The sequence below is a fragment of the Haladaptatus sp. T7 genome, from assembly GCF_026008575.1.
Classification (GTDB): domain Archaea; phylum Halobacteriota; class Halobacteria; order Halobacteriales; family Haladaptataceae; genus Haladaptatus; species Haladaptatus paucihalophilus.
On record NZ_BROP01000007.1, the window covers coordinates 7,049 to 22,499 of the forward strand.

Genomic DNA, 15,451 nt, shown 5'->3' on the forward strand with positions numbered 1-15,451 from the left:
ACGAGAGCGGTAGATTACCGGATGACGTCGAGACCGTTGTTTTTCTCCAGTTCGCTTCGGCCGCCGTCGCTCTGGGCGCCGAACGTACCGCTACTCTGTTCGGCTCTGTTGCTCGCGTCGTAGGACTGCGCGTCCACGTCGCGCATCTTCTGTCGGGAGCGGTCGGCCTGCTTCTGCGTCGTCGGGCCGAGCACCTGCGCGCTCTTGACGCCGGTCATGATGGCCATGACGCGAACCTTGTTCTTGTAGTTCTCCTGAATCCGCGCGCCCCAAATGACGTTGGCGTTGGCTTCGAGGCGCTCCGTGATGTTGCCCGCGATTCCTTCGGCCTCTTTGAGCGTCAAGTCGGGACCGCCCGTGATGTGGACGAGACCGCCGGATGCCCCACGGTAATCCACGTCGAGGAGCGGGTGGTTCATCGCGTCGCGGACCACTTCTTCGCTCTTGTTCTTGTCCTGCGTCTCGCCGACGAGCATCACGGCGACGCCGCCCTGATTCATGATGGTGGACATGTCGGCGTAGTCGAGGTTGATGAGCGACGGTTGGGTAATCGTCTCCGAGATGCCCTTGACGGTCTCGGCGATGATTTGGTCCATGACCGAGAACGCCTTGCCGATGGGCAGGTTCGGGACGTAATCGAGCAGGCGGTTGTTGTCGAGGACGATGATGGAATCCGCTTCGTTACGGAGTTTCTCCAGTCCTTCCTCGGCTTTCACCGTGCGGGCACGCTCGACGTTGAACGGCGTGGAGACCATTCCGACGACGATTGCGCCCTGCTCTTTGGCGATTTTGGCGACGACGGGTGCCGCGCCGGTCCCGGTTCCGCCGCCCATGCCCGCGGTCACGAACACGAGGTCCGCGTCGCCGAGCACTTCCTTGACCGTTCCCTGCGCCATTTCGGTCGCGCGCTCCCCCATCGAGGGGTCGCCGCCCGCGCCGAGACCGGACGTGAGGGATTTGCCGACGAGGATTTTCGTGTCGGCTTCGATCATCTTCAAGTGCTGTTTGTCCGTATTGATGGCAACCGTGTCGGCCCCGTCGACGCCGATGTTGTACAGGCGGTTGATGGTGTTGTTGCCCGCACCACCACAGCCGACGATGACGATTCGCGGGTCGCCGAACTCGTCGCTCGTCGTCGCCGCCTCCATCTCGCGCTGTTCGCTTTCGGCGTTTTCCAGCGCTTCTTGAACGATATCCTGCATCGCTTATACCTTTGCCCACGTGCGCTTGTTCGTGGTCTCGGCGGCTTCGTCATGCTCGTTGAGCATGTCTCGAACCGCGGCCCGAATCGCTTCGCTCCGATTCGGGAACTCGCCGGTTTCGACCATCTGTTCGACTTCTTCGATTTGCTGCTTTGGGATTCGTAGTGTCACGCGCTCCATAGTAGGTTCCCCTTGTTTGGTAAGACGACACGCAGTGTTTTATTTTGTCCGTCTTACGCCATTACAGCGGCCGAGACACCCGGCATCGGCCGTTTTCGGGATGGCGTAAGACAATCGTCTTACGTAGAAGTATCCACATAGCCACAGCATATATAATTAACGGCGGCTGTAAAACAATCGTTTTACGACGAGTCTAAAACGTCCGCCGACGGCGTTCGTCGCCCACAGCCGGGGCAGAACGCCCAGTCGGACCTGAGTTCGTCGCCACAGTCACAGAACACGCGGTGAGTCGCTTTCTCGCCGCAGTTCGGACAGTAAACGTGTCCGGAGTCGAGTTGTTCGCCGCACTGGTGGCAGCTGTTTTCCGTCTGCTTCGCGTCGGCGGTCGTCCGACGCGTCGGTTCGTCCGTTCGCGTTCGGTCGCCCTGCGTTTGCGTCTGGGCATCTTCGCGCGTGTGCACCGCCCCCGCACCGTCGAGGGTGACGTTGACGTTGATGTCCCGTCCGGTTTCGTTCGTTCGGGCGGTCGTCTCGGCGAGCCGTCGGTCGACGAGTTCATCGACGCGCTCGGCCACGACGGCATCGAGACTCCGCTCGTCGTTCGTGTCGGGTGTTTCCAAATAGGCCCGGAGCGCCTCGCGCATCACCTCGCTCTTCGAGGCGTCGAGCGATTCGATGCCTTCCACGAGGTCGTCGTCCGCCCGGAATGTAATTTTACTCATGTTTTTCACCCGAATTCGTCTGTTTCCCGAAACACTGGGTCTATCATACTTGAACCTTTCCGTCTGGAAAGAACGCCAGCCAGAATAATAATTCTTAAGTCCGTGACCGGGATAGGTGAAAGTGCGTGCCCGCCCTTAGCTCAGATTGGTAGAGCAGTCGACTGTAGATCGACTTGTCCCCCGTTCAAATCGGGGAGGGCGGACTTCTCTGAATCCGACTCGAACAGCGTGAGCCGTCGGATCCGAGAACGCCCAACCGACACGATTTGAGCCTGGAAGTCACTGCCTGTAAAGCGTAGCAAGTCGGCGTGGGAGTGTCTTCCGGCGTTCAATCGAGGAGGATGACCACGTTCCGACTTTTCGTGCCCTACGTCAAACGAGTGAGCACTCGCCACGAAACTCGTTTACCCATTCGACGAGCGGGGTCGAAGCCGTACGTTCAGCGGGGTTCAATAACTACGAATAATTGAAAATATTCGATTAGGTGTCGGGTATTATTTATGTCGTTGAAGGAGGAAGAACTCGTAATACAGTTCGGGTACAGATCGTTTATCGTTCGCTTTGCGGCCTGTCGGTGGGATTTACGGCGTTTACTCAGTCTCGATGCGAGCTCGGAGGGAATCGTTCGACATACGCAGCTACCCCGGATGGTAAATCGTCCTCCCTGAAACGGGGCTAGGCCGACGATACCGGAACGGAAACGAAGCGTTTCCATGGGTCGGTCCGATTTGGGACGCCTTTCCGGCAGGTCAACGCTTTTACACCGCTCCCGTGAACGAACTGCCATGTCGACACGGCTACCCGAGTCCGAGTTCGAAACCCGTCTCGCCGCCGTCCGCGAGAAGATACGCGACAGCGGCGCGGATGCCGGCGTCTGGTTCGGCGCGACGAGCATCGAATACCTCACCGGCTTCGACCACATTCAGACCGAGCGCCCGGTCGTTCTCGCCGTCACGGACGAGCGCGTCGAAATCACCGTGCCGCGTCTCGAAGTCGAGCGCGTGCAGCCCAACCCTCGTATCGACGCGGTACACCACTACTTCGATTATCCCGGCGGCAAACCCATTGCCGTGGCCGCCGAGATGCTCTCGGAACTCAACGCCGAGTCGGTCGTGACGGACGCCGACGGCGCGCCGGGCGTCATGGGCTATGACGGCCCCCCTCTCTCGGAGTTCGTCGGCGTCGAAATGCAGAGCTGGGTGGACCGAATGCGCTGGGCGAAGTCCGACGCCGAAATCGACTGCATCCGCGAGTCCGCCAAGTGGGGCAACCTCGCCCATCAGTACCTCGCGGACTACACCGAACCCGGTGCCCACCCGGCCACCGTCAGCCAGCGGGCATCGACGGACGCCTCCCGCGCCATGCTCGACACGCTCGGGGACCAGTACGTCCCCCGAACGCGCGGGGACGGCCCGGCCTTCGCGGGCTACATCACCGGTCCGCAGACCGCGCTTCCCCACGGCCACACCGCGAACCGCCGAATCGAGGAGGGCGACGTCCTCATCACCGGTGCCGCCGCGAACGTCGATGGCTATCACTCCGAACTGGAGCGGACGATGTTCGTCGGCGACCCGACCGACGAACAGGAACACTACTTCGAGTTGATGCTCGAATCCCAGACCATCGCCATCGACGCCCTCGGCCCGGGCGTCCCGCTGTCATACGTCGACGAACTCGTGTCCGACTACTTCGAGGAGCAAGGCGTCGCCGACCTCGCCCAGCACCACGTCGGCCACAACATCGGCATGGGCGGCCACGAACCGCCGTACATCGACCGCGGCTGGTCGGACCACGTGGACGAGGGCGACGCCGAGATGGAACCCGGCCACGTTTACACCATCGAACCCGGCCTGTACACCGATACGTACGGCTACCGCCACTCGGATACCGTCGCCGTCACCGAAACCGGCACGGAGATGCTGACCTACTTCCCCCGCGACTTGGAATCCAACATCATCCGGTGGTGAAGCGATATCCGGTAGTGAGGCGGAATCCGGAAGTGAGGCGACTCTTTTGAGACGGGTTCGGTTTCGTTCTCGGAACGACGACAGGGAGGTTCGTCCTCGAACGCTCCCGCCCGCTCGTTACGAGCTGTTGGTTCTTCTGTGACTGCCCTTCTGTGACTGCTCTCCTGTGACTGCAACGACAGACGTCACTGAAACCGCAACCGCACCGCGTGCTCACGGCGTTGCCGTTCGTTTTCGAGGGTTCTCCGAACCCTCGCACGCCACACCCTCCCCAACCGATTCCTTCGCATTCGCTCAGTCATCCCTCGCGTGATAACCAGCTAGTCCCTCGGCCCGACGGCTCGCGGCGTTGCCGCTCACTTCCGAGGTTTCAGAAACCTCGCTGGCCTCGGGACTGCTGGCGCACGCGCCGGGGACGCTCGGTCCGTATCACGAACCAGTCGTCTGCCGCGGCGCGCGCTGACGTGGCGTTCGAGAACTCCATCGCCCCCGAAGCGAATCTACTGAAAAATCATCTGTTGGCACTATTTAACACTGAAATTTACTAAATTACACTGTAACCTACTAAACGTCGGACTGTCGAATTTCGGGTGAACAACCGCTCGCGTTGGTCACCAGCATTGATTTGTCAGATACCATCGTAGAGGGGGTATGCGCGTGGGGGGTGTGGTAGCCGCGGTTCTCGTGTGCGCCACGCTAGTTGGTGGGGGAGTGGTGAGCAAACGGGCTGCGGAACAGTCCGGTATCGGCGTGTTCGCGCCGGACGACAGGCTGGCACCGGGCGAGGAGACGCAACTGAAACTCGTCGTGACGAACGACGGAACGGAACCGGTCAACGCCGCGACGGTCGAAGTCGGGGACCAAAACGCCCCGGTTCGGGTGTTGACGAACCGCGCTCCGGTCGGGACGGTTCCGCCCGGAGCACAGCGGCCGGTTTCGGTTCGGATTCGCGTCGGCGAGCAGGCGACGCCGGGGGAGTACACGCTGCCGGTTCGGGTCAGCTACGACGCGGCGTCCGGGGGGGAAACCGTCGTCCGGTACGTCACCGTTCGGGTCGAGCGACGGCCGCGGTTTCGCGTCGTGAACACGACGGTCAACGCCAGCGCGGGCGGGACGGGGACGCTCTCGCTTGCGGTTCGGAACGCCGGAACGGTCGGCGCGTTCGATTCCAGCGTCGTGGTCAATTCGACCGATTCGAGCATCCGGTTCGGGAACAACGCCACGACGGCCCAAACCTCGGTCGGCGAGTGGTTGCGCGGCGACACGAAGTACGTCGAATTCCCGTTGCAGGTCGGCCCGGACACCGCGCGCAACGTCACGGCGCAGGTTCGCGTCGCGTACGAGAGCAGGACCGGCCAGCGGCGAGTTTCGGACCCGCTGTTCATCGGCATCCGACCCGAGGGCAAACCGTCGTTCGCACTCCGGAACGTGACGAGCACGGTCCGCGTCGGCGACACGGGTGCGGTTACGGGCCGGGTCGTGAACACCGGTGCGCGGACCGTCGAGGACGCGACGCTCGTCTTTCAGCCGTCGAACGGTACCGCGTTGCGCCCCGAGGAAACCCGGTTCCCGCTCGGTATCCTCCGGAACAACAGCTCGCGGCGGTTCCGATTCGAGGTGGACGCGACGAACGCCACGAACCCCGGTCCTCGGGACTTCACCGCCAGGGTCACCTACCGCGACGGGAGCGGCGAGCGGCGCGTGAGCGACCCGATTTCGATGCCGGTGCGCGTCGAACAGCGACGTGAGCCGTTCGTCGTCACCGCGACAGACGCGAACTTCACCGTGGATTCGAGCGGGACGCTTCGGGTGCGGGTGCGGAACAACGCGGGAGAACGGCTCTCGAACGTGACGGCGAAACTGTTGGTTTCGGACCCCCTGTCGAGCGACGACAGCGAGTCGTACATCGGCGTGCTCGGCCCCAACAACTCGACGTCGGCGTCGTTCCAGTTGACGGTGAGCGGCGACGCGATTCCCGACCGGCATCCCGTCGCCGTCGTCCTCACCTACGAGACGCCGAACGGCGACCGTCGAGAGGCGGGACCGTACGCGGTTCCGGTGACGATTCGACGCCAGTCCGGCGTCGGGTCGTCCGTGCTGTCGGTCGCGGCCGCCGTCGTCGTCCTGCTTCTCGGCGTCGCGTGGTGGCTCTGGCGGCGGTAGTCCGGTCACACGTCCCGCCGTTCGAACAGCTCCGCGCTCACGACGAGCAGGGCGACGGCGGCGACGGCGAGCACCGCGAAATCGTCGGCGGACACGGTTCCGTCGGTCAGTATCTTCCCCACGTCGAAGTAGCGGGTGAACGCGAAATCTCCGATCCATTCGTAATCCGTCCCGAAGGTGACGGTATCGACGAGGAACATTCCGAATATCGCGCCGACGCCGACCGTCCGGGCGCGGCGTGCCGTGTCGAATCGCACCGAGGCGACCATCCCGAGGCTCGCGCACGCGAGGAAGTAGACGATGGAGTAGGCGTGCAGGGCGAGCAGGTATCCGGGGTCGAGGAACTCGCCGATGAACTCGACGCTGACGTACACCGAGAGGAAGGTGAACGCGTTGACGGCGAGCATGCTCGGAATGAGCGCGAGGTACTTTCCCATGACGAGGCGGGTTCGCGTGACCGGGTGGGCGAGCACCAGTTCGAGCGTGCCGTTCTCCATCTCCTTTGCGACGCTCGAAGCACCGGCGTACGCGTAGTAGATTCCGAGACCGAGGAGCCACGCGATTTGATAGAACTGCGAGGCGAGGTAGCCGTCGATGGTCGTGATGCTATCGACGTCGCCGATGAACGCGCGGCGCGCCTCCTCCGGCAAGTTCTGGATGTACGCATCGAGGTTGACGCCGGACTGCTGAATCGACGGGAACAGCGCGATGGTGAGCACGACGAAGGCGATGAGAGACCCCGACAGCAACAGCGTTCCGCGGACGCGCCGCCCCATCTCGAAGTTCGTTATCTCGAACATCGCGCCGGTCTTCTCCCCATTCGGATTTGCATGGCTCCTTCACGTTCCCCCGTAAAACTCCATGAACACGTCTTCGAGCGAGGTCTCCTCGACCTCCAAATCCAGAACCGAGTAGCGGTCGAGCACGTCCACGAGACCGTCGAAGTTCTCGGTGACGACCAGCCGGTAGTAGCCGTCCGGGTCGAGGTCGCTGCTTAGCGCCCCGTCGAACAACAGGTCGTCCGGCGGCGGGTCCTCCGCGAGGTCGAGGCGCACGATTTTGCCGCTTTTGGCCAGCAGTTCGCCGATGTTCTCCAGCGCGACGAGTCGCCCGTCGCGGATGATTCCCACGCGGTCACACACCTTTCGAACCTCGCTGAGGACGTGCGTCGAGAACAGCACCGTGACGCCGCGGTCGCGCTCCGCGAGCAACAGTTCGTACAGGGCGTTCTGTGCGAGCGGGTCGAGTCCCGCCGTCGGTTCGTCCATGATGAGGAGGTCCGGGTCGTGCATGAACGCCTGCACGAGCGCGAGTTTCTGTCGGTTCCCGCGGGAGTAGTTTTTCACGGCTCGGTCGATGGGGACCGGAAACCGGTCGAGCAACTCCTCGCGGCGCTCGTCGCCGGACAACGTGGCGAAGTAATCGAGCAACTCCGCTCCGGTGACGTTCTCGTAGACAGTCGCGTCGCCGGGGACGTAGCCGATTCGGCCTTCCACGCTTCGCGTTCGCTCGGTGATTGTGTGTCCGAGAACCTGCGCGGTCCCGCTCGTCGGCTTCAGCAGGCCGAGCAGGAGTCGAATCGCGGTCGATTTTCCCGCCCCGTTCGGCCCGAGAAAGCCGAATATCTCGCCCGATTCGACGGCGAACGTCAGGTCCTCGACGCCGCGAACGTCTCCGTAATACTTGGTCAACTCCTCGATGGCGATGGGTTCCGGCGCGGACACCGACGAATGAACGCCCGCGAGCGACTTATACGGTTCGCCGAACGTATCGGAACCCATATTTGTTTCCCGGCAGAGTTGACCGAGCTCCAGAAACTTTATTTCAACATCTGACTTTCTCCTTACCAATGGTTTCTCGCCTCAAGTTTCGAAACGAGTCGGGCGAGGGTTCCGCCGTCCGGGACGTGACGTTCAGGGAGTGGCTTTCCGGGTTGAAAGTCAGTGGCAGTAACCTGCTCGTCACGGGCGAGGTTCCCGAAACCACCAGCGCCGAGTTTAGCCGGACGCTCTTCGGACAGGGGAGACGAACGCGCATCCTCGGACTCCTCAATCCGGCGACGCCCGCCGCCGAGTCGTATCTCCCGGGTTCGCCCGACGGTCCGGGGACGCAGATCATCGACCGACGGCCGAACGACCGCGGGACGACGGCGACCTGTTCGAACGTCCACCGTCCGATGATCGACCGCCAGACGTTTCGCTCGGAGATCGTCTCCGCCATCGGCGTCCACGAGGAGCGAAACGGCGGCTTCGAACCCGCCGAGTTGCGCCTCGGTGTCGATTCGGTCGAGCTGTTGGAGGTGAACGACGACCTCGTTTCGGTCGGACAGTTCCTCCGGGGGCTTACCGCCCTCGTTCGCGGCGTTCACGGAATGGCACACTATCACCTTCGCGTCCCGGATGATGACCCGTTGGTGGAGGAACTATCGCCGCTGTTCGACGCCCGTATCGAACTTCGGAAGCGACCGGGATGGGCCGAACAACGGTGGCACGTCCCGGAACTCGGTGAGACTACCCACTGGGTAGAATTATCATAGCCGACCATACTACTGTTACCATGGAGTTTCGGCGGCACGCGGAACACGACGGACTCGACATCTACGACCCCATCGAGAACGTTCGGTTCGCGCTGTTTACGTCCGCGTCCGTCGACCCGACGCCGGTCGATACGTCGCCGTTTTACTTTCCGGTCGATGCCGCCGTCGAAATCGTGACGCCGATGCTCGAAGTCCCGAAAGCCGTGCCCATCACGGTTCGTCAACAGGACGGGACGATGATGGTCGAGACGTCGGACGAACGGGACCGAACCCTCGGTTCGGACGCGTATCTCGTCGAGGTGAGTACGGCACCGATGAAGCTCTACTTCCTCGTGGACGGACGAATGACCATCGAGCACGGCGACGATACCGTCCGCTTTTCGTTCGACGCGACGACGGCGGTTCGCGTCGGCGCGCGCTCCTTTCACGACCGCCCGGCGGGGACGATAACCGTCACGGACGACGTTCGTGACGTGATGCGCGCCGTCTCGCTGTTCGGGTCGGCGCTGAAGACGCTCTCGCCGGAACGGTCGTTTCCGACGCTCCGCGGCCATCCACCGCTCGTCGAACGAGGTGAGACGTTTTCCGTGCCGAACGGACTCGGACCAGCGGCGACGGACGTCGAACTGGTCGTTCCACCCGACCGCGAACACGTCTTCCCCGTCGTCTCGCTCGCGTACTATCTCGGTGCGACGGTCGTTCCGGGGCACGACCCGCGTCTCGTCGCGGGGTCGTTCGAGCGGTCGCTCGACGGACCCGGCGGGTACGTCGAAACGGTCAACCGCGTCCTCAGACAGACGTTCTTTCTCGACTGTCTCACGCGGACGGAGGGGTACTACAAGGTCGAACTGCACGAGCGCGAGCGGGTCGAACCGCTGGTGGACCTCGATTTCGCCGACCTGTACGAAACGCCGCTCCCGGAGCGTCTCGCGGTTTACCTGTCCGTTCCGTTCGAAACGCTCGAACCGCACATCCCGAATTGGCGGTTGGGCGTTGACCTAACGCCGACGGTCCAAAACGCCGAGTACATGCCGCACATCGCTCGTGACCTCGCGCTCGTTCGCATTCCCGACAAACCGACCTCGAAGACGGTCAAACCGATGTCCGACGCACAGTCGGAGTTCTTCCGTGCGCCCTCGTCGGAGGTCTTGGTTCGCGGAGCGAGCGGATGGGACACCGTAGACGGTCGGGACGTGTTTCAGGTGGACCCGATGCCGAACGTGATCGGGCAGGCGTGGGCCGGTCCGGGGTATCCGCTCACGGTCAACAAACTCGACGTGAGCGCGCTTCGACAGCGTATCGACCGTCGCCCGTCGAACGAAACTATCGACATTCACGTCGTCTGCAACGACGAGCACATGCGGGAGGAAGACGTCGTTCGAGAACTGTACGGCTTGCGCGACCTGCTCGATTTCGACGTGACCGCCCACTACGACCTGTCGCGCGACGAGCTAACCGACCTGTTAGCGAAACCGGCGGACTTCATCCACTACATCGGCCACGTCGATGAGAACGGAATCCTGTGTGCCGACGGGTCGCTCGACGTGAAATCGATTTCCGAGGTCGGCGTCTCCGCGTTCCTCCTGAACGCCTGCCAGTCCTACGAACAGGGACGCGAACTCGTCACGAAGGGAAGCCGCGGCGGTGTCGTGACGCTCTCGCCGGTCGGGAATCCGATGGCGACGGAACTCGGGCGCACGCTTGCCCGTCTCCTGAACTGCGGGTTCCCGCTCCGAGCGGCGCTGTCGATAGCACAGCGACACTCGGCGCACGGCTATCAGTACACCGTCTTGGGCGACGGCGGCTTGTCGCTCGTCCAGAGCGAGCGAGGAAATCCGCAACACTTGAAAATCGAACGCGTCGGGGGAGACCGATTCGAGGTCGAAATTAGCCTGTATCCGACCGACCTGTTCGGGTTCGGCTCGCACAACAATTTCCACCCCAGTTGGTCCCAGCAACGATATCTCACCTCCGCGCCGACGACGACGCTCACGTTGTCCGGGGAGGAACTCCACGCCGAGTTCTCCGACCAACTCATACCGATCGAAGCCAACGGGGAACTGCGGTGGAGTGACGAGCTGTGTCTATCCGAAATCGAATAGTCACGGCCCGCTGTTTCCTCCGCTCCCGGCGAGCACCGTTCCGAACTGCAGCACCAGCAAGCTGAGGGTGAACAGGACGCCGAGCAATCGGGGGTGATCTGCCAGTTTTCCACGTACCGCGTCTTTTTGCGACATCACGTGCAAACCGTGCTTTCGATATTAATTATAATTTTTTTAATAATACATAACAAATATTAATTACAATTATTATAATAAAAATGCATTAATTTGTTTTGCGGATTCTCATTGGGAGAATCCATCGATAGCGTCCGAAATGGGATCTTTGAGTTCGTGGATTACGTCGTCGAGTTCGTCGGACAGTCGCTGAAGCAGTCGGGCGTGCGTCGTCGTGGCGAGCGTATATTCGGGGTGTGAACCCCCAGTCTCTACCGTTTTCACCAGTTCGAGTTCGAGGAGGTCGTCCCGGTGGGCCGTCCACGTGCTCGGGGCGGTTCCGGCGTGGTCTACCAACTCCGTCGCGCTGAAACTCTCGTTCGGGTCGTCCGCGAGTACCGCGAGAAACTTCATTCGCGCCGGATAGGTGAACACCTGTGCGAGGGGAGGTGCGGTGAGGTCGGCCTCGGAGGGACGCATATGGTATGCTATTCCATGTTTGTTTGAAAACAGTGTCGAAGTTCGTTTGAAAAAGAAAGAGGTTAACATACGGCCAAATGAATGGAAAATTTTTAGACAATGTGGTCTGTATCACCCCTTGGATGCGTGAGAAGTGCACGAATCGCCGGTACAAACGCACGCCACTCTCCGCTGGTCACCGCCACTCAACCAGTACCGGAGTACGTCAAACTGCGACACACCGTTCGTATCGGCGGCCGTGTCGGCACGCATCCTGTCACTGCCTACCGGTCGGGATACTTCGCCACACCTGACCGGTCGCACCTTTTGTTTGGTCTCCTCTGACGGTTTCGTGCGTCGGTTTCTCCGTTGAATCGGCGCGTCCCCCGCTTTCATCAGTGTCTTTCTCTCGCCGTTCCTCTATCCGTCGTGGAAATACCTGTATTTTTAACTGATGACGACCGGAGTCTAAAACGATGGTCGAGGCGTTTGCGGTCGCGAGCGGGAAAGGTGGCACCGGCAAGACCACGAGCACGCTCTCCCTCGGGATGGCGCTGGCCGAGGAGTACGACGTGACGGTCGTCGATGCCGACACTGGCATGGCGAACCTCCTGTTTCACACGGGACTGACCGACGCGGAGACGACGCTCCACGACTTGCTCATCGGGGACAGCGACGCGTCGGTCGAAGAGGCCGTCTACGAACGGTTCGGGATGCGCGTCGTCCCCTGTGGAACGAGCCTTGCCGCGTTCGAGCGTGCCGACCCGGACCGGTTACAGGACGTCGTGGCGACGCTGGCCGCGGAGACGGACGTGCTCTTGCTCGACTCGCCCGCCGCGCTCGGAAGCAAGAGCGCGATTCTCCCCATCGTCCTCGCCGACCGAATCGTCGTCGTCCTCCAACCCACGATTCCCTCCCTGAGCGACGGGCTGAAGGTCCAAGAGTACGCTCGCTCGTACGGCACCGGAACCGCGGGGGTGCTGTTCAACAAGGTTCACGACGACGAGGACGTGCGTCCGATAGCGGACAAGAGCGAGCGGTATTTCGACGGGCCGACGCTCGCGGCGGTCCCCGACGACCACGCGGCGCGGGCGGCCCGTCGGGCGGGAAAACCGCTCCTCGCGCACGCGCCCGAGAGCGCGGCCGCGAGCGCCTACCGCGACGCCGCCGCGACCCTCGACGTTCGGACCGGCGAGTCAGAACGCGTCGCTAAACGCTTCCGCAGTGCGGTCATCCCCGACACACCATGACGAGCCCACACGGCGAACTGGTCCGTTCCCGCGTCGTCAGCGACCCGTCGACAGCGCTCGCCACCGCGCTGGAACGCGACCTCACCGGTCACGCCGTCTTCAAACCCCAAGACTCGCTCCTCCTCGACGCGGACGGGTACGGCGTGCTGACCTTCGAGGACGGCATCCCCGTGCAGGCCCATCACACCGGGACGGGCCGCGGCGGACCGGCGGCCGTCGCCGACCTCGCCGTTCCCGGACCGTACAGCGTCGAACTCTATCGACAACCCGTGGACGAACGCGAGACGACCCATGGAGCGGACGACCGGACGATTCCGCCGGGAATGCCCGCCGAACGGCTGGCGGGCGACCCGCAACTGGCCGCGAGAACGCGGGCGCGTGCGCCGGAACGACCGACGTCCGACACGGAAACGACCCCGACCAGCGCCGTGGAAGCGTTTCTCGAAGACGAGGAGAAAATCGCGGCCATTCGGAAGCAGGCGAAACGAGAGGCCGAGCGGCGGGCCGAGGAGTGGGGATTGGGCGACCAACTGGACCCGTAGCGGTCCGCACTACTCCTGTTCGATGTCCGATTTCAGCGCCGAGAGGATGATGTCGGTCGTCTCGGCGACGACCTCTTCGAGAAACTCGGGGTCCGATTGGGTCGGGTCGCCGCGTCCGCCCTGTTCCGTGATGTCGTCGAAGTAGGTGTACTTGCGCGCCTCGAACCGTGCCTTTCGAACCTGTGGCTCCTTCTTCTCGGTCTTCACGAGGTCGGGATAGAACAGTTCGATGACGCTCGTCTCGTGGTCGCCCGCGTGGCCCCACTCGTCGCCGAACCGCTCTTCCAACCGGTCCCGTGCGAAATTCGTCCAGTGGACGAGCGACGTTTTGACGCCGTGGTCGCGCTGAATCCTGTCCGCGGCGAGCGTGAGCGGCGCGTTGTTCCCGCCGTGGCAGTTGACGATGGCGAGTCGTTCGCCCCCGTGTTCCGCGATGGATTCGCCGATGTCCTCGATGACGCGCTGGTAGGTGTCGCTCGACAGCGTGACGGTCCCGGCGTAGTTCATGTGGTGTTCGGAGTAGCCGTAGGGCAGGGTCGGCAGTCGAACCATCGACAGGTCGCGGTCCGGTGCCGCCTCGACGAGTTCCCGCGAGAGGGATTCGGCACGGAGCGTGTCCACCGTCACCGGGAGGTGGAGGGAGTGTTGTTCGACGCTTCCGGTCGGGAGGACGACGAAATCGGCGTCGGGAATCGCCTCCTCGGCGTCCTCCCACGTCATCCCGCCGAGGTCGTACGGTTCGTAGTCGAGTCGAACCGTCATCGGTCCGCCTCCGCCGCTGGTTCCGCGTCCGCCGTTGCAGCGTCGTCGAACGGCCAACTGCCGGAGTTTCGCATCCCGGCTTCGAATCCCTGTTCGACCGTCGCGTCGCGGACGTCCGCGACCGACTTGTGCGGGATGTCCCGGTCTTCCTCCGCGAGTTTGAGCACGGCCGCCGTGAAGACGACGGAGAGGTCACGGAGGTCGCGGACGTCTAGTTTGTCGAGCGTATCCCCGTGGGTGTGCCCCCAGCCGCGCCCGCTTTCGCCCGCTATCGACCGGCCCTGCATGCCCGCGACGCCCTTCTGGACGAACGGCCAGTGGTCGCTGTGCGGGCGGATGCCGTCGTGGATTTCGACCGGGACGTCGAGTTCGTCGCGCACCTCCGCGAACGCCTCGCCCATCGGGTCGAATCCGTGCGTGTACACGTCGGCGGTGCGCGAGTATCCCGCGCCGTCCATGTTGAAAATGCACTTCACCGCGTCCATGTCGTGCGTCTCGGCCCAGTGGTACGCGCCGAACAGGCCGACCTCCTCGGCACCGAAGACGAGACAGCGGACCCGCGTTTCGAGGGCGTCTTCCATCTCGACCAGCAGGCGGCCGATTTCGGCGACGAGCACCGTCCCGACGCCGTTGTCGTTCGCGCCTTCGCCGACGTCGTGGGCATCGACGTGCGCGGTGACGAGCACTTCCTCGTCGGTGTCAGGACCGACGACGGCCTCGATGTTGCGCGAGTTCGTCGGTTCGTTCCGGCAGTTCACCGCGAGTCGCGCGGTCGTCTCGCCGCTGCCGCAGTATCGGACGAGTCTGTCGCCGACTTCCTTCGAGACGCCGACGGCGGGGATGTCGCCGGGGCCGTCTTCCTTCCCGATGCTTCCCGTCGGCGGGAGGTTCCCCTCCAAGTGGTTGCGAAAGAGGAAGCCGACCGCGCCGCCCCGCGCCGCGGCACCGTACTTCTCCGCGCGGTGAATCCAGCGGCCGTAGTCGTCCGGGGTCATGCTCGACGCCATGACGAGTTTGCCCTCGACGTCGGCCGCCTCGAAGTCCTCCGGGAGTCCGTAGCCGACGTCGACCAGTTCCGCCTCCACGTCGCCGCTCGGCGTTCCGGGTAGGGCGACGGTTTCGTGTTGCGCGTCGAACTCGTGCGTCCGGTCGTGTTCGACGGTCAGTGCGCTCGACTCGCGCCACCAACCGGGAATCTCGAACTCGGAGATGGTCGCATCGCGGAGGCCGTTCGCTTCGAACGCTTCCTGTACGAGTTCCGCCCCTTCCGCCTCTCCGTCCTGTCCGGCCATCCGATTGTCGAGGTCGACGAGGTTACAGAGGAGGTCCCAGTGCCGCGTGCTCGTGTACGCATCGCCAACGATTGTCGTGGGTAGTGTTGTCATTTTACGTGGTAGGGTTTACGATTGGTTCCGGGTGTGATGTACGTTTGGTTCGAAGAAATCCGTGCAC

General features: G+C 62.9%; 15 protein-coding genes and 1 tRNA gene. 7 read left to right on the top strand and 9 right to left on the bottom strand.

Translation table 11 applies throughout. The features are described 5' to 3' along the window. Positions 1-14 precede the first annotated feature (14 nt). The 3 genes from ftsZ to OPC11_RS17275 form a co-directional block, all read right to left on the bottom strand. A complete protein-coding gene (gene ftsZ / locus OPC11_RS17265; RefSeq protein WP_264782745.1) occupies positions 15-1,202 on the bottom strand; it encodes a cell division protein FtsZ in 1,188 nt (395 codons plus the stop codon). Positions 1,203-1,205: 3 nt separating this feature from the next. Beyond that, positions 1,206-1,382 (bottom strand): ribbon-helix-helix domain-containing protein, encoded by a 177-nt coding sequence (locus tag OPC11_RS17270; RefSeq protein ID WP_007982487.1) that lies wholly within the window; start codon positions 1,380-1,382, stop codon positions 1,206-1,208. A 182-nt stretch (positions 1,383-1,564) separates the two neighbouring features. Beyond that, positions 1,565-2,104, bottom strand: a complete 540-nt coding sequence (locus OPC11_RS17275; protein ID WP_007982488.1) for a zinc ribbon domain-containing protein — start codon at positions 2,102-2,104, stop codon at positions 1,565-1,567. Positions 2,105-2,233: 129 nt separating this feature from the next. Between OPC11_RS17275 and OPC11_RS17280 the strand changes: the two genes are divergently transcribed. The 3 genes from OPC11_RS17280 to OPC11_RS17290 all read left to right on the top strand — a co-directional run bounded on the left by OPC11_RS17280 (position 2,234) and on the right by OPC11_RS17290 (position 6,234). Continuing rightward, positions 2,234-2,307 (top strand) — tRNA-Tyr (locus tag OPC11_RS17280). 582 nt (positions 2,308-2,889) lie between these two features. Then, complete coding sequence (locus OPC11_RS17285; RefSeq protein ID WP_007982489.1) at positions 2,890-4,071, top strand: Xaa-Pro peptidase family protein; 1,182 nt, start codon at positions 2,890-2,892, stop codon at positions 4,069-4,071. A gap of 714 nt (positions 4,072-4,785) precedes the next feature. Continuing rightward, entirely contained in the window at positions 4,786-6,234 is a 1,449-nt protein-coding gene (locus tag OPC11_RS17290; RefSeq protein ID WP_264782746.1) for an NEW3 domain-containing protein, read from the top strand. Between the two features lie 5 nt (positions 6,235-6,239). On the opposite strand, the gene OPC11_RS17295 is transcribed toward OPC11_RS17290, so the two are convergent. Further along, positions 6,240-7,034 (bottom strand): ABC transporter permease subunit, encoded by a 795-nt coding sequence (locus OPC11_RS17295; RefSeq protein WP_007982492.1) that lies wholly within the window; start codon positions 7,032-7,034, stop codon positions 6,240-6,242. Positions 7,035-7,073: 39 nt separating this feature from the next. Continuing rightward, complete coding sequence (locus tag OPC11_RS17300; RefSeq protein WP_264782747.1) at positions 7,074-8,015, bottom strand: ABC transporter ATP-binding protein; 942 nt, start codon at positions 8,013-8,015, stop codon at positions 7,074-7,076. 68 nt (positions 8,016-8,083) lie between these two features. On the opposite strand from OPC11_RS17300, the gene OPC11_RS17305 reads away from it, so the two are divergent. Together OPC11_RS17305 and OPC11_RS17310 are read left to right on the top strand one after the other, a co-directional pair. Continuing rightward, on the top strand, positions 8,084-8,770 hold the full coding sequence (locus OPC11_RS17305) for a hypothetical protein (RefSeq protein ID WP_264782748.1): 687 nt from the start codon (positions 8,084-8,086) through the stop codon (positions 8,768-8,770). Positions 8,771-8,790: 20 nt separating this feature from the next. Beyond that, complete coding sequence (locus OPC11_RS17310; RefSeq protein WP_264782749.1) at positions 8,791-10,872, top strand: hypothetical protein; 2,082 nt, start codon at positions 8,791-8,793, stop codon at positions 10,870-10,872. Here the strand turns inward: OPC11_RS17310 and OPC11_RS17315 are convergent, their stop codons facing one another. Beyond that, a complete protein-coding gene (locus OPC11_RS17315; RefSeq protein WP_264782750.1) occupies positions 10,873-11,007 on the bottom strand; it encodes a hypothetical protein in 135 nt (44 codons plus the stop codon). 108 nt (positions 11,008-11,115) lie between these two features. Next, positions 11,116-11,466 carry a hypothetical protein gene (locus OPC11_RS17320; RefSeq protein ID WP_007982503.1) on the bottom strand — a complete coding sequence of 117 codons (351 nt, stop codon included), beginning with the start codon at positions 11,464-11,466 and terminating at the stop codon, positions 11,116-11,118. Positions 11,467-11,921: 455 nt separating this feature from the next. On the opposite strand from OPC11_RS17320, the gene OPC11_RS17325 reads away from it, so the two are divergent. Beyond that, positions 11,922-12,695 carry an AAA family ATPase gene (locus OPC11_RS17325; protein WP_264782751.1) on the top strand — a complete coding sequence of 258 codons (774 nt, stop codon included), beginning with the start codon at positions 11,922-11,924 and terminating at the stop codon, positions 12,693-12,695. Then, a complete protein-coding gene (locus tag OPC11_RS17330) occupies positions 12,692-13,237 on the top strand; it encodes a hypothetical protein (RefSeq protein WP_007982058.1) in 546 nt (181 codons plus the stop codon). The genes OPC11_RS17325 and OPC11_RS17330 overlap by 4 nt, the downstream gene beginning before the upstream one ends. Positions 13,238-13,246: 9 nt before the next feature. Here the strand turns inward: OPC11_RS17330 and OPC11_RS17335 are convergent, their stop codons facing one another. Together OPC11_RS17335 and OPC11_RS17340 are read right to left on the bottom strand one after the other, a co-directional pair. Further along, the gene (locus tag OPC11_RS17335; protein ID WP_264782752.1) at positions 13,247-13,999 is read right to left on the bottom strand and encodes a creatininase family protein; all 753 of its coding nucleotides are present in this window, start codon (positions 13,997-13,999) and stop codon (positions 13,247-13,249) included. Continuing rightward, positions 13,996-15,384 (bottom strand): M28 family metallopeptidase, encoded by a 1,389-nt coding sequence (locus OPC11_RS17340; protein ID WP_007982056.1) that lies wholly within the window; start codon positions 15,382-15,384, stop codon positions 13,996-13,998. The genes OPC11_RS17335 and OPC11_RS17340 overlap by 4 nt, the downstream gene beginning before the upstream one ends. Between the last annotated feature and the right edge of the window lie 67 nt (positions 15,385-15,451).

Coding starts and splice junctions, on each gene's coding strand:
- ftsZ (WP_264782745.1), bottom strand. CDS start 1,202: ATGCAGGATATCGTTCAAGAAGCGCTGGAAAACGCCGAAAGCGAACAG.
- OPC11_RS17270 (WP_007982487.1), bottom strand. CDS start 1,382: ATGGAGCGCGTGACACTACGAATCCCAAAGCAGCAAATCGAAGAAGTC.
- OPC11_RS17275 (WP_007982488.1), bottom strand. CDS start 2,104: ATGAGTAAAATTACATTCCGGGCGGACGACGACCTCGTGGAAGGCATC.
- OPC11_RS17285 (WP_007982489.1), top strand. CDS start 2,890: ATGTCGACACGGCTACCCGAGTCCGAGTTCGAAACCCGTCTCGCCGCC.
- OPC11_RS17295 (WP_007982492.1), bottom strand. CDS start 7,034: ATGTTCGAGATAACGAACTTCGAGATGGGGCGGCGCGTCCGCGGAACG.
- OPC11_RS17300 (WP_264782747.1), bottom strand. CDS start 8,015: ATGGGTTCCGATACGTTCGGCGAACCGTATAAGTCGCTCGCGGGCGTT.
- OPC11_RS17305 (WP_264782748.1), top strand. CDS start 8,084: ATGGTTTCTCGCCTCAAGTTTCGAAACGAGTCGGGCGAGGGTTCCGCC.
- OPC11_RS17310 (WP_264782749.1), top strand. CDS start 8,791: ATGGAGTTTCGGCGGCACGCGGAACACGACGGACTCGACATCTACGAC.
- OPC11_RS17315 (WP_264782750.1), bottom strand. CDS start 11,007: ATGTCGCAAAAAGACGCGGTACGTGGAAAACTGGCAGATCACCCCCGA.
- OPC11_RS17320 (WP_007982503.1), bottom strand. CDS start 11,466: ATGCGTCCCTCCGAGGCCGACCTCACCGCACCTCCCCTCGCACAGGTG.
- OPC11_RS17325 (WP_264782751.1), top strand. CDS start 11,922: ATGGTCGAGGCGTTTGCGGTCGCGAGCGGGAAAGGTGGCACCGGCAAG.
- OPC11_RS17330 (WP_007982058.1), top strand. CDS start 12,692: ATGACGAGCCCACACGGCGAACTGGTCCGTTCCCGCGTCGTCAGCGAC.
- OPC11_RS17335 (WP_264782752.1), bottom strand. CDS start 13,999: ATGACGGTTCGACTCGACTACGAACCGTACGACCTCGGCGGGATGACG.
- OPC11_RS17340 (WP_007982056.1), bottom strand. CDS start 15,384: ATGACAACACTACCCACGACAATCGTTGGCGATGCGTACACGAGCACG.